The 13,586-nt window shown below is 67.8% G+C and carries 9 protein-coding genes and 1 tRNA gene; 5 read left to right on the top strand and 5 right to left on the bottom strand.

From position 1 onward, the window contains the following. Positions 1-144: 144 nt before the first annotated feature. Genes DZC73_RS23880 through surE form a run of 3 tightly spaced genes read right to left on the bottom strand, consistent with a single transcriptional unit; the run spans position 145 to position 2,709 of the window. The gene (locus DZC73_RS23880) at positions 145-1,041 is read right to left on the bottom strand and encodes a peptidoglycan DD-metalloendopeptidase family protein (protein ID WP_124542885.1); all 897 of its coding nucleotides are present in this window, start codon (positions 1,039-1,041) and stop codon (positions 145-147) included. Positions 1,042-1,084: 43 nt separating this feature from the next. Beyond that, on the bottom strand, positions 1,085-1,966 hold the full coding sequence (locus DZC73_RS23875; protein ID WP_124542884.1) for a protein-L-isoaspartate(D-aspartate) O-methyltransferase: 882 nt from the start codon (positions 1,964-1,966) through the stop codon (positions 1,085-1,087). Continuing rightward, positions 1,963-2,709, bottom strand: coding sequence for a 5'/3'-nucleotidase SurE (surE, locus tag DZC73_RS23870; protein ID WP_124542883.1), 747 nt, complete (start codon positions 2,707-2,709; stop codon positions 1,963-1,965). Before surE ends, DZC73_RS23875 begins: the two co-directional genes overlap by 4 nt. Before the next feature lie 93 nt (positions 2,710-2,802). On the opposite strand from surE, the gene DZC73_RS23865 reads away from it, so the two are divergent. The 4 genes from DZC73_RS23865 to DZC73_RS23850 all read left to right on the top strand — a co-directional run bounded on the left by DZC73_RS23865 (position 2,803) and on the right by DZC73_RS23850 (position 8,019). Next, positions 2,803-3,780, top strand: coding sequence for an NADPH:quinone oxidoreductase family protein (locus tag DZC73_RS23865; RefSeq protein ID WP_124542882.1), 978 nt, complete (start codon positions 2,803-2,805; stop codon positions 3,778-3,780). 52 nt (positions 3,781-3,832) lie between these two features. Further along, positions 3,833-4,810, top strand: coding sequence for a phosphate/phosphite/phosphonate ABC transporter substrate-binding protein (phnD, locus tag DZC73_RS23860; RefSeq protein WP_124542881.1), 978 nt, complete (start codon positions 3,833-3,835; stop codon positions 4,808-4,810). Between the two features lie 119 nt (positions 4,811-4,929). Further along, a complete protein-coding gene (locus DZC73_RS23855) occupies positions 4,930-5,670 on the top strand; it encodes a LuxR C-terminal-related transcriptional regulator (RefSeq protein ID WP_124542880.1) in 741 nt (246 codons plus the stop codon). Between the two features lie 33 nt (positions 5,671-5,703). Then, the gene (locus DZC73_RS23850; RefSeq protein WP_124542879.1) at positions 5,704-8,019 is read left to right on the top strand and encodes a sensor histidine kinase; all 2,316 of its coding nucleotides are present in this window, start codon (positions 5,704-5,706) and stop codon (positions 8,017-8,019) included. 18 nt (positions 8,020-8,037) lie between these two features. On the opposite strand, the gene DZC73_RS23845 is transcribed toward DZC73_RS23850, so the two are convergent. Both DZC73_RS23845 and DZC73_RS23840 read right to left on the bottom strand, forming a co-directional pair. Beyond that, positions 8,038-9,444 (bottom strand): DUF3999 family protein, encoded by a 1,407-nt coding sequence (locus tag DZC73_RS23845; protein WP_124542878.1) that lies wholly within the window; start codon positions 9,442-9,444, stop codon positions 8,038-8,040. 7 nt (positions 9,445-9,451) lie between these two features. Beyond that, on the bottom strand, positions 9,452-13,207 hold the full coding sequence (locus tag DZC73_RS23840) for a DUF2339 domain-containing protein (RefSeq protein ID WP_124542877.1): 3,756 nt from the start codon (positions 13,205-13,207) through the stop codon (positions 9,452-9,454). A 197-nt stretch (positions 13,208-13,404) separates the two neighbouring features. Here DZC73_RS23840 and DZC73_RS23835 point away from each other — a divergent pair. Further along, positions 13,405-13,480, top strand: a tRNA-His gene (locus DZC73_RS23835). Positions 13,481-13,586 lie beyond the last annotated feature (106 nt).

The raw sequence follows: 13,586 nt of genomic DNA, 5'->3' as shown, positions 1-13,586 counted from the left end.
CCGCGTCCGGCAGCGGCTCGATCAGCGCCTCGTCATGCTCCGCAGCCGGTGCGTGCCCCGCGTGCCCTGCGTGCACATGCCCGTTCGATGAGGTCCGTCGCTTGTTCATGCTGGGTCCTGGATCGAACGTGCATCGGCCGCATGTCAACGTGGCGGCAGAAGCTTGGCTGGATCGATGGGCTTGCCGAGCTTGCGGATCTCGAAGTGCAGTTGCACCCGTTCCGCGTCGGTGGAGCCCATCTCGGCGATCTTCTGGCCACGGCGCACGGTCTGGTCTTCCTTCACCAGCAGCGTCTGGTTGTGCGCGTAGGCCGTCAGGTAGGTGTTGTTGTGCTTGAGGATGACGAGGTTCCCGTAGCCGCGCAGGCCGGAGCCCGCGTAGACGACGCGGCCGTCAGCCGCTGCGAAGACCGGGTCGCCGGCCTTGCCGGTGATGGCCAGTCCCTTGCTCTTGCTCTCGTCGAACACACCGGCGACCGGCCCGGTGGCGGGCCAGAGCCAATTGATGTCGTCGTCGCCTTCCTTCGGTGACGGCGGCACCGGCGAGGAAGCCGCCGGCGTGGGCGCGACGCCAGAGGCCGCGCCGCTGGCCGGCGAGGCGTTGGGCTGCGCGCTGCCCAGCGGCTTGACCTCGACCTTCGCCGTCTTGTTGCCGTTGGCACCGTTCGGATCGACGCCCGGCGGAATCACGCGCAGCACCTGGCCCACCTCGATGAGGTTGGGGTTCTCGATGCCGTTCCACTTGGCGATGTCTTTCCAGTTCTGCCCGTTCTCCAGGCCGATGCGGATCATCGTGTCGCCGGGCTTGACGGTGTAGTAGCCCGCCTTGCCTGCGTTCTCGGCACCCGGCTTGGGCGCTTCCTTGGGCGCTTCGGGCGAGGACGCCGCCGACGCGGGAGGCACCACCGCTGCCGTGCGGGAACCGTTGCTGCGGTCTTCCACCGGGGCATGGTTCTTCGACGTCGCGCAGCCCGCGAGCAGCAACACCGCGGCCGCGAGCGCGGCGCAGAGTTTCGTGTCCATCGAGCGATTCTTCGTCATCACCATCGGCTGTGCCATCCCCTGTTCACTGTCCTTGCAACTGTCATCGAACCGTCCCCGATCTTAATGGGACGAACTGAACCACTTCATGAATGCTTCGCTGGAAGCCCTGTTCGTGGCGGTCAACGACCACCAGCACCTGCTTGTCGCCCTCGCGCACAGGCGCCACGATGCGGCCGCCCACGGCGAGCTGGTCAAGCCAGGCTTGCGGCAAGGCATCGCCGCCGGCGGCCGCGATGATGCCGTCGTACGGCGCGTTGGGCGCGTGACCCAACATGCCGTCACCATACACGAGTCGAACGTTGTGCAGGCGCAGCGGCGCCATGAGATCGCGGGCTTTGTCGTGCAGCGGCTTGAGCCGCTCCACCGAAATCACCTGCCGCGACACCTGCGCCAGCACCGCCGCCTGGTAGCCGCAGCCGGTACCGATCTCGAGCACGCGGGCGAGCGGCGTGGCGCTGGGCGCATGCACCTGGGCGTTGGCACCTTCCAGCAGCAGCTCGATCATGCGGCCCACCACCGAAGGCTTGGAAATGGTTTGGCCATGGCCGATGGGCAGGCTCGTGTCCTCGTAGGCCTGGGTGACCAGCGCCGCATCGACGAACTGGTGGCGCGGCACCATGGCCATGGCGGCCAGCACCTTGTTGCTGTCCAGGCCCTCGGCCCGCAGGCGCTCGACCATGCGCTGGCGCACGCCGACCGAATCCAGCCCGAGGCCCGTGGGGGCCGTCTTGCGCGCCGACTCCGTGGCCGCGTGCTGCAAGGGCTGTTGCGGACGCAGCAGTGGCCGCGGGGTGACGGGCGCCGGCGTGGCAGGTTTCAGCGTCGTGGTCGTGGCGGAGCCTTGCGGTGCCTTCACCAGCGTCTTGCGCGGCGTGGCCATCTGGTCCAGCCGCAGCGGGAACTTGGGGGTGCGTCCGGTCATGACTGCAGCCACCCTTGCCACGCGGGCAGTTCGGCATGGTCGGTCAGATCGATCTGCAGCGGCGTGATGGACACGCGGCCGTTGGCGGTGGCGTGGAAGTCCGTGCCCTCGCCGGCCTCGCGTGCATTGCCCGCCGGTCCGATCCAGTAGATGTCCTCGCCACGCGGGCTGGTCTGGCGGATCACCGGCTCGCTCGCATGGCGCCGGCCCAGCCGAGTCACCACGCGCGGGGCGCGGTCTGCGTCTGCCAGGTTGGGAATGTTGACGTTCAGCAGGTAGGGCGAGCGGCTGGGCGGCTCGCGCAGCACGTGCTGGATGACCTCCCGCGCCACGCGGGCCGCGGCATCGAGGTTCGTCCAGCCCTTGTCCACCTGCGAGAAGGCAATGGCCGGAATGCCGAAGAGGAAGCCCTCCATCGCCGCCGCCACGGTGCCCGAATAGAGCGTGTCGTCGCCCATGTTCGCGCCCTGATTGATGCCCGAGACCACCAGGTCGGGCCGGTGCCCGAGCAGGCCGGTCAGGGCGACGTGGACGCAATCGGAGGGCGTGCCGTTGATGTAGCGAAAGCCGTTGGACGCGGTGTAGACCGACAACGGCCGGTTGAGCGTGAGCGAGTTGGAGGTGCCGCTCGCGTTCTGTTCGGGCGCCACGATGTCGAGATCGCCCAGCCCTTCGCAGGCCTGCACCAGCGCGGCCAGGCCGGGTGCGAGGTAACCGTCGTCGTTGGCGATGAGTATGCGCATCCGGCGATTGTATGAACTCGTCACGTCCGCGACTGGCCATCGGTCCACCCCGACCTATGATCATTCGAGACAACGACTCCCCGGAGACACCGCATGCACGCCTGGATCTGCGACAACCCCATCGGACCGGAAGCGCTCACCTGGAAGGATGTGCCGACGCCCGAGCCCAAGCCCGGCGAGGTGCGCATCGCCATCCGCGCGGCCAGCCTGAATTTTCCCGACCTGCTCATCGTGCAGAACAAGTACCAGATGAAGCCGCCGCTGCCCTTCGTGCCGGGCTCGGAACTCTCCGGTACCGTGGATGCCATCGGCGACGGCGTGAAGCACCTGAAGGTCGGCGATGCGGTCGCGGCCTTCGGCGGCATGGGCGGGTTCGCCACCCATGCGTGCATCGATGCGCGACTCGTGATGCCGCTGCCGCCGGGTTTCGCGTTCGAGGACGCCGCGGCCTTCATCTGCACCTACGGCACCACGCATCACGCGCTGATCGACCGCGCACAGCTCAAGGCGGGCGAGACGGTGCTCGTCCTTGGTGCGGCCGGCGGCGTGGGCACGGCGGCCATCCAGATCGCCAAGGCCGCCGGGGCGCGCGTCATCGCCGCTGCATCGAGCGATGAGAAGTGCGCCACCTGCAAGTCGCTGGGCGCGGACGAGACCATCAACTACGGCAAGGCAAACATCCGCGACGAGCTGAAGACGCTCACCGGCGGCAAGGGCCCGGACGTGGTGTACGACCCCGTGGGCGGCGACCTGGCCGAGCCGGTGTTCCGCTCCATCGCCTGGCGCGGACGCTACCTCGTCATCGGCTTCGCGCAAGGTGCGATCCCCTCGCTGCCGCTGAACCTCGCGCTGCTCAAGGGCGCCTCGGTGGTGGGCGTGTTCTGGGGCGAGTTCGCCAAGCGCGAGCCGCAGAACAACGCGAAGTCGCTGGCCGAGCTGGCGCTCTGGTACGCGCAGGGCAAGATCAAGCCCGTCATCGACTCGAAGCTGCCCATGCCCCAGCTGAAGGCCGCGTTCGAGCGCATGGGCAGCCGCCAGGTCGTGGGAAAGCTCGTGATGACAAACGGTTGACGATGGCCATAATCGGCGCCTTGGGACCGCATCCAGCGGGAGAACAACGCCAGTGCGCCGACAGTTCCTTCAACGATCGCTGCTCGCCGCGGCCACGCTGGCCCCATGGCTTCGCGCCATGGCGCAGGGCAACGGGCCGGCACTGAACTTCGTCGTCATCACGACGACCACGGTTGAAGAGACCAAGGCCTCGTGGGATCCGTTCTTCGCGGACTTCCGCATCGGCACGGGGCTGGACATCCAGCCCTACTACGCACCCAGCTATTCCGCGGCCATCGAGGCGCTGGTGTCCAACCGAGCGCAACTGGGCTGGCTGTCGAGCAAGGCCGCGCTGGACTGCATCGAGCGCGCCAACGTCGAGGTCTTCGGCCAGCTCATCGACTCCAGCGGCTCGCCGGGCTACCGCTCCATCATCATCGCCCGCAAGGACGGCCCGGTGGGCACGCTCGACCAGTTGCTGGCCAAGCCGCGCACCTACGGGTTCGCGATGGGCGAGATGTCCTCCACCTCGGGGCATGCGATGCCTTCGTATGCGCTGTTCGTGCCGCGCGGCATCAAGCCCGAGGAGTACTTCGTGCCCTTCATCCGCGGCACCCATGCGCAGACCATGGATGCCGTGCTGCGCGGCCAGGTACAGGCCGGTACCTACAACACTGAAGAGCTGCAGCGCCTGAAGGCCACCCAGCCCGCTCGGGCTGCCAGCCTGAAGGTGCTGTGGGAGTCAGCCCTGATCCCCAAGGACCCGCTGCTGTGGCGCAAGGACCTGCCGCTGTCGGTGCGCAACCGGCTCGCCGCCTTTCTCTTCGGCTACGGCAAGACCACGATGGAAAAGGCCAAGCTCAAGCAGATGTTCGACCTGGCGGGCTTCAAGCCCTCCAGCAACCAGCAGCTGAAGTTCGTCCTGGAGATCGAAGACTTCAAGCAGCGCTCGGAGGTGCTGCTTGACTCGCGCCTGACCGAGGCACAAAAGAGCGAGAAGCTCGTGGACCTGCGTGACCGCTACACCCGGCTCGCCCGGGCCTTGCAGTAGGGCCTATTACGGGTTGGGCGGGCAAAACCGGACAGGCGACAGCCGCCAAGATTTAGGGGTTCGCTTCTCCGTCAGGCTGCTACGATGAGCACTTCTGAGAAAAAGTACCGGCCCATCCAATGGCAGTCAAGGTTCTGATCGTCGAAGACAACCCCGTTGCACGCAGCTTCCTATGCCGCGTGGTGCGCGAGAGTTTCTCCGACACCATCGTCATCACCGAGGCCGGTGACCTGGAATCGGCGCGTCGAAACATTGCGTTGCAAAGTGGTTCCACCGCTGTCGCGCCCAGCGATCCCTTCAAGCTGATCCTCGTCGACCTGGAACTTCCCGATGGCAACGGCATGGAGTTGCTGGGCGAACTGGCCCGCTATCCGGCCACCAAGATCGTCACCACGCTCTACTCCGACGACGACCACCTCTTCCCCGCCCTGCAATGCGGCGCGGACGGCTACCTGCTGAAGGAAGACCGCTTCGAAGTGCTGGTCGAAGAGCTGCAGAAGATCGTGCGCGGCCAGCCACCGCTGTCTCCGGCGATTGCCCGGCGCCTGCTCACGCATTTCCGGCATGGCCCCACGGGCGGCGGCGATTCCGGCTTCACGCCGCTGCCGTCCTCGGGCTTCCAGAGCAGCCGGCCCATGCCGCTGGGCAAGGGCGCGCCGCTGGACCATGAACGCCTGACCCCGCGCGAGAGCGAGGTGCTCACCTACCTGAGCAAGGGTTTCACGATCAAGGAGATCGCGAGCCTCATGGGCATCAAGTGGTTCACGGTGAATGACCACATCAAGTCCATCTACAAGAAATTGAACGTGTCCAGCCGCGCTGAAGCGGCTGTCCTGGCCAGCAAGCAGGGCCTGGTCTAAACAGCGGCCACAGGGCCCTCGGGGAAAAACGCAGTGGCTGTGACCAGCACGGGCCTCGGCGCCGATCTCCCGCCTCGCGACCGCGGGCCCAACACCACCACACCGGCCGCAGGGCCGGCCGCCGCAGAGTCGGCCTTTGATTCAGGCCTGCTGGAACGCGGCTTCAGCGGCAACGCGAACCTCACCCGCTGGATGGGGTGGCGCCTGCGGCTGCTGGTGGGCGCGGCGCTGCTGGGCTGCATGGGCCTGTTCTTCCTCGCCCGCTGGCTGAGCGACCCGCCGCACATCGACGCCAGCTGGCGAGCCAACTCGCAGGGCCGGCTGGAACTGGCCAGTACCAGCGACCCGGCGCTCAAGCCCCACCTCGGGCACGCGCTCATCGGCATCGTCGGCGGCGACGTGTCCGTCGCGGTGGCGGACATGCTCACCCTGCAGCGCTCCTCGCGCTGGCTCATCTCCGACACCGACCGCGAGCGGCACCGGGCGATGCATGAGCAGATATCGAACGCCCTGTCGCGGCAGGGCGTGAAGCTCTTCTTTTCCGATGGCGACATGGTGGAGCTGCAGTTGCAGAGGCGCGGCTTCGCCGGCCTGGGCGGCATGTTCTGGCTGCTCAGCGCGCTCGGCCTGGTGCTGTACCTCGTGGCCATGGTCGTGCTGCTCGCGAGGCCCACCGGGCTGAACCTGCTCTACGCGGTGATGGCGCTGTGCCAGACGGGCAACCTCGTCTTCATCGCGGTGGAATCCACGCTGGAACTGGCGCTGCCCATGCCCTTCCCCCGGCTGGACATGCCCTTGCGCATGGCCTTCGACCTGGTGACGGCCGCGGCCATGATCAACGCGATCTGCCGGCACCCGCGACGATTGCCCGGCGCCGGCTGGATCGCCCTGCTCGCCTGGTTCTACGTGCTGGTGCTCATCGGCCTGATGGTGCAGGGCATCCTGCCCGACACCTGGTGGTGGGCGCAGGGCAGCGAGTCGGTGATGGGCGTCTTGATGATGGTGCTGCTCACCTGGTCGTACCGCATCGAGCCGCACCCCTTCGCGATCGTGCTGCGGCGCTTCAGCGTGGTGGCGGTGAGCACGTGGATATTGCTCACCATCTCGCTGGCCGCGGCGGCCCAGGCGCCGGGCGTGCAGAACAACATCGCGGCCATCGGCTCGATGATCTGGTACGTGTTCCTCGCGTCGCTGCTGCTGCTGGTGCCTTTCCTGTCGAAGTCGCAGCAGATCATGCGGGAGTTCTCGCTGCTCGCAGCCATCAGCACCGTGGCCACCTCGCTGGACCTGCTGTTCGTGGCGGTGTTCAGTTTCGGCCAGTTCGCCTCGCTGACGCTGTCGCTGTTCCTCTCGCTGGGCGTCTACGCAGGAGCCCGCCAGTGGATCCTGAACCAGCTGCTGGGCAACAGCATGCTCACCACCGAGCGCATGTTCGAGAAGCTGTACCGCATCGCCCGCGAGGTGGAACTGCATCCCGAGCGCACCCCCGCCCTGCTCTCGCAGCTCTTGCGCGAACTGTTCGAGCCCATCGAGGTGATGCTGGTGGACAAGCGCAGCAACATCACGCGGATCGTGGCCGACGGCTCGGCCATGATCCTGCCCGTGCCGCAGCTCAGCCAGCCGGCGGAGGACGACGGCCTGCAGGCCAGCTCAGGCTCCATCGTGCTGCGCTTCGCGCATCGCGGACGGCGGCTGTTCACCTCGGAGGATGCGCGGCTGGCTGACCGCATCGTGGAGCAGTTGCGCCGCGCGGTGGCCTTCGACAAGGCGGTGGAACAAGGCCGCAGTGAGGAGCGCGCCCGGCTGGCGCAAGACCTGCATGACGACATCGGCGCGCGGCTGCTGACACTCATGTACAAGGCGCATTCGCCGGAGATGGAAGAGTACGTGCGGCACACGCTGCAGGACCTGAAGACGCTCACGCGCGGACTGGCCGCGCCCAACCACCGGCTCTCCCATGCGGCGGCGGAGTGGAAGGCCGATCTGACGCAACGGCTCACGGCCGCCCACATCGAGCTCGGGTGGACCTTCCACTTCGATGAAGACATCCTGCTCACGGTGGTGCAGTGGTCGGCACTGACACGGGTGCTGCGCGAGCTGGTGAGCAACATCATCGCCCACGCGCAGGCCCGGCGGGTGGACATCGACTTCAGCCTCGAAGGCGACCGGCTGGACCTCTCGGTGGTTGACGACGGCATCGGCCGCAACCCGCGCGCCTGGTCGCACGGCCTCGGCCTGGGCGGCGTGCGCAAGCGCGTAAAGCAACTGGGCGGCGAGGTGGAATGGCGCGAGCTGTCGCGCGGCATCGGCTGCCGCGTGATCATCCGCGGGTTGTCGACGCGGCGCTGAGCGCGTCGACTGTCGCGCTCAGGGCGCCACGGGCTTCTTCAGCAGCGTCCAGGCCATGCCGCCCATCGCAGCGAGCCCTGCAAGCAGCGCGGCCCAGAGCCAGATCGTCTTCGACTCGTCCTTGGCCGGCGCGGCTGCAGGCGCTGCCGACGCAGCCTTCGCGGGCGATGGCGTCATCACCGGCGGGGCCGACTCAATCACGCTTGCCGTGTCAGCCGGCAAAGGATCCGACGGCTTGCGCGAAGGCATCATGTCGGCCAGCGACATCGCCGCCGAAGCTGCTTTCGGGTCGTCCGTCATCTGCAGGCGGTACGGGCCAGGACCTCGCGCCAGCATCACCAGCATCGGCGTTCGCGCGCCCACGCGAAGCATCGGCGGTGTCGAGCCCAGCTGCGTGATCGGCCCCTGGGTCTGGATGCGCAGGCCGGAATAGAACCCGCTGCTCAGCCACATCGGACCGGACCTCACCTCGCCCTCGCTCGGACGCAACCAATACACCGTGGCCGATTGAAGTTCGGCCCATTGTGGCGAAGGCGGCGTCTGTGGTTGTGGCGCGCTTTTCTCACGCAGCTTGCGCAAGGGATGGTGATGCAGCAGGTGGAGATGCCGCTGGTGATAGCGCTCATGAACTTCAGGCGCGATAGCGGCATCGACCTGCCCCAACACCGTCACCCGCGCCAGTGTGTTGGGCTCGGCCAGTTGCCAACGCACCTGCTCCAGCGGCACGTTCTTCGGAATCGCGTAGTCGCAATGGTCCGCCGCGCAGGCCGTCGGCGCGATGGCATCGCTCCACTGCACGGGCCGCAGTTCCGACTGCTCCACCACGCTCGTCACCTTGGCCTCTTTCAGATCAGGCAGCAGGCTGTGGTTCAAGGCCGTGAGCCGCACGTACTTGCCGCGCGAGCCGGCCATGTCGATGCTCATGCTGACCAGTTGCTGCCCCTGGTGCTCCAGCGACACGACCTGCGCCGAGTCCTGCACCTGGCGCCACTGCTGCATGTCATCGCTGACCTCCACACGCAGGCTGTACACGCCACGGACTGTCTCCGGCAGGCCCAGCGACAGCGACAGCATGCCGCCCTTCACGGCGCGGGTGTCGAGCATCCAGCTCCTGGGCGCCGTGGCCTTGGCGCCCGAGGCCGGCCCCGGCAGCTTGAAGACCGGCACCACCTGCTCCGACTCCTGCACGGTGCCGGGCAGCGCCTCGACCCAGGCGAAGGGAATCGGCTCGGAACGCCCGTTGAGCACCTGCAGGTCGCGCAACTCCGGCGAACTCGACCGGGTGCGCAGCGACAGCGGGATCGTCACCGAGTAGTACGGCCCCTCGCCCTTGAGGGACAGCTCCATCGTCTGCGCGGCTTGCGCCGAGGTGCCTGCCGCAACGGTGGCCAGCAGGAAGGCAGGAATGCTTGATCGATGCGTCATGGTCACCTCAGGCTGTCGCCGGCTTGTCGTTCGTGCTGCTGGGCGGCAGCGGCGCGAAGTAGCCCACCACGAGCAGCAGCACGCCGACCACGATGAAGGACACGATGCGGTACAGCCCGCCGTGGTCGGCCAGTTCCACCAGGAAGAGCTTGGCCACCACGACGGCGAGCAGCGATGCGCCGGCGCCCCACACCGTGCGGCTGAGCTTGCGGTTGCCCAGCAGCATCGCACCCACGGCCACCAGCGACCACGCCACCGACAGTGCCGCCTGCGCGAGCCTGGACTGGAACAGATCGCCAGCATCCCAGGGCACGCCCGCCCAGTGGTGGCAGGTACGCAGCACCAGTCCGGTGTAGAGCGCGAAGGCCGTGGCCGCGAGGACGGCGTGCATGGCCTGGCGCGACACCCGGGCGCGCCATTCCTCGGGCAGCGCCTTGAACCACAGTGCCAGGGCCAGCAGCACGAGGCCCTGCCCCATCTCCAGCGGATTGAGCAGTGGCACGTAAGGCAAGGGCCTGGCCGAGCCGGCCTGGGTGTTGCCGACCCACAGCCACAGCAGCAGGTACAGCGCCACCGGCGCAGCGCCTGCCACGAGGTAGGCGGCCGCATGGCCGGCAATCGGCCAGCGCTTGAGCAACGCGGGCCGCGTGATGCCCACCAGCACCGCAGCGGGCACGAGCATGAAACCCAGCACGGACCACGCGGCGCCCGGTTCACCCAGCCCTTGCATCAGCAGCTGGCATTCACGTGCACCCAACAGCAGGAAGAACCAGAACCCCAGCACGTGCAGGGGCCGCAGCAGCTTGGCATCCCAGCTCTCTTCCTGCACCTTGAGCAAGGCGATGTGCCAGGCCAGCGCCAGCGGCCAGGCGAGCCAGCCCAGGGAGGCGGACGGTGAAGCGCCATGCGCGACAGGCCCGACAGCAGCCAGCAGCATCCACGCCGGCAGCGCCACCACGCTGGCCTGACCCATGGCCGTCCAGCGGCGCCAACGCGCCAGGCCCACCATCAGCATGGTGCTGAACAGCACCCACAGCACCATCACCGCCGGCCACAAGGCCGAACGTTGCATGTGCTGAAGCTGGCGGTCGAATTCGGGCGGCAAGAGCTGGATCCACCAGGCCATGGTCCAGCCCACCATCGCCCACTGGGTCGCCGGCCAGCGCACCCACTCGGGCGCGGTGCGGCGCTGCAGCCAGTCGCCCGCCAGGAGCGCCGCGGCCACCAGCACCAGCGGCCCCATCCATGGCGAGCCGTTCACGGTGGCGTCCCACAAGGCGGGGCCGTACAGAATGGTCGCGATGCCCGCCACCACCTGCAGCGCCAGCCAGCTCAAGGACAGTGCCGGATGCGACAGCCGCAGGCCTGCCCACAGCGTGCCCAGGCCCAGCCACGGCCAGACCAGGGCGGCGCGATCCGCCGGCATGACGAAGAGCAGGCTGCCGCTCATCACGCCGATACCGGCGACAAGCGCGAGGCTGCCGGACAAGGACCACGTCGGCGCGGCGCTGGCCTTCAGCTTCAGCCATTGCGCGCGCAGCTCCAGCGCAGCCGTCGCCAGCAGGCCTGCACCGATCAGCACGGCCGACACCAGCCCTGACAGGCCACTGGCCAACATCGCGGCGCCATCGACGGCGCGAAGCGACAGCACGAGGCTGGCCAGCGCGATGACGTGCATCACTGCCGCCGCGAAGCGCAGCACCGGTGCCTTCAGGCGCTCACGCGACAGCATGGCCACGACAGCCAGCCACGAGGTGCACACGCCCGCCCATCGCGGCGCAAGCAGCATCCACGGCATGGAGGTGACGGCCGCCGCGGCGAGCAAGGGCAGCAATGCATCGTTCATGGACTCGATGCCGTTGCGCTCGCTGGCCGGCAGCTTGCGATGCACCAACAGCATCGCGACAACGCTCGCCGCCAGCATGGCCATGCCCAGCGTCGAGCCGACCAGCAGCGGCGTGCCCGCCTGCAGGTCGACGTCCATGCTGGTGACCAGCCGCACCACCGCTCCGGCAAGAACGGCCAGAGAGAACAGCCGCGCGTAGGTGCGGCGCTGCCGGGCGCCCAGCCAGTACATGCCTGCGGCTTCCACCGCCCAGGTCGCGCCCGTCCACACGCCTTCGAGCGCGAGCGGAATCGTCAGCGTGCCGAAGATGACCGACACGATCACGTAGGCCTCGCCCAGCAGCGAATAGCGCCGATGGCCGCCGCGCAGCAGCAGACCGCCCAGCAGCAGGTAGAACACGGCAAAGCCCAGGGCACTCCACGCCGGGCCCCAGGGCCTGTCCTGCACCAGCAGGTACTGCAGTCCATAGGCGGCCAGCGGGATGCCGAAGGTCAGCGTGCTGTCCACGCGCCCCACGAGATTCAGCGCCTGTGCGGCACGTTCAGCCAGCGGCAGGCTTTCGTCGGGCTCCGTTCCCTGCGCCAGCGCACGCCGCGCGAACAGCACACCGATGAAGGTGAAGAGCAGGAAGAAGACGATCAGGAAAAACTGGACGCTGGCGTACAGCGCATCGCTGTAGTGTTCGCTGGCCCAGGCCGAAGCGAGGCTGAAGGTGGCGACCGCGCCAACCAGGTTCAACGGCCTCCAGGCGCGGAACCATGCCATGAGGAAGATGCCCACATCCAGGATCAGCATGTAGCTGAACAAGGCGACGTGGTTGCCGCCGCCGGTGGACACGAGCACCGGCGCCGCGAAGCCTTCGGCGACGGACACCAGGGCCAGCCACGGCGCGTTCTGCGTGACCGCGAGCACCGCGCCCAGCACCGACACCAGCGCCATGAACGTGAAGGCCACCGCAGGCGTCAGCAAGGGATTGAGCTTGATCGCCGCGAGCGCGGTGAGATAGAAGACACCGATGCCCGCACCTTGCAGGATGAGTCCGTAGTCGCTGCCGCCTTGCTGTGCCGAACGGGAACGCAGCCGCCAGCCGATGCCTAGCAGGAACGCGCCCACCATCGCCACGCCGGCATAGCGCAGCTCGATGGGCACCGTCACGCGCTCGGCCGCATAGCGCAGCAGGAAGGCCAGGCCCAGGAAGAGGATGAGCACGCCCACCTTGACGATGGTGTTGCCGCCGAAGATGAAGTTGCTGATGAAGGGCGGGAGTTGGTCGCGCAGCGGCGGCGTGGGGGCTCGCGGCGGCGCGGGGGGCCGGGGGGCCGGGGCTGTCCACGCTGGCTGTTCCTTGTTGGCTTCCGGCGCCTCAGGCAGGTCGAAGGCCTGCGCCTGTTCCACCGTGACCGATGCGGACTCCGACAACGTGGCGGCCATGGGCTGCAGATCGAACTCGGGTTCCTCGGCAGGCGCGACCTCCTCGATCGGAGCGGCAGCCGCCGGCATGGCCAGATCCTGCGCCATGGACACCGTGGGAGCGGGCCCTGGCAGTTCAATCGTTGCCACGGCTGGCGGCTGCATCGCGGCCAGCACGGACGCACTCCTGTGCTCCTCCTGCGCCGTCGCATCGGCCACCGCTTCCGGCCTCGATTCGGCGATGGTCCGGCGCAACTGCGCCACCTGCTCTTCCAGCGCCTGGACCCGTGCCGCCAGCGCCTGGACCGTCGGCACAGCAGCCTTGGCCTGCGCCTCAGTGACCTGGGGGACAGCCGACGGCTTCGGCTTGTCATCGCCGTCGTCGTTCATGCGGTTTCGGATCGAGACCCAGGCCACCGGCAGCACGACCGCGCCGACCAGTGCGCCGGTGCCGCCAGCCATGACGCCGCCGAGCAAGGCGCCCAGCAAGACGAAGACGAAGACCATCCAATCCCCCGCGTTGTTTGGGCGCGATTATGGAAGCGCCGGCCATGCGATGGGGGACCATCCACCCAAGAGAGGGGACGAGTCGCGGAATGCAAAGCCAGCAGTACCGCAAAGCGATGCGATCGCACCCCGCCCACGCGCTAACACGCGAGACTTTGGGTGTCTCTCGTGATTGGCATATAATGCGCGGCTCTGCGGTGGCTGTAGCTCAGTTGGTAGAGTCCCAGATTGTGATTCTGGTCGTCGTGGGTTCGAGTCCCATCAGCCACCCCACCCAAACTGCAAAGCAAAAGGCCTCTCGGAAACTCCGAGAGGCCTTTTGCTTTGTGGGCTCCACCTTTGCGGACTCCACTTTCGCGAGCCCTGCATGGTGAGCTGC

The organism is Rhizobacter terrae, from assembly GCF_003852895.1.
In the GTDB taxonomy this organism is placed as follows: domain Bacteria; phylum Pseudomonadota; class Gammaproteobacteria; order Burkholderiales; family Burkholderiaceae_C; genus Albitalea; species Albitalea terrae.
The sequence above is the reverse complement of the archived record's forward strand: the minus strand, read 5'-3'. Positions and strand labels throughout refer to the sequence as shown.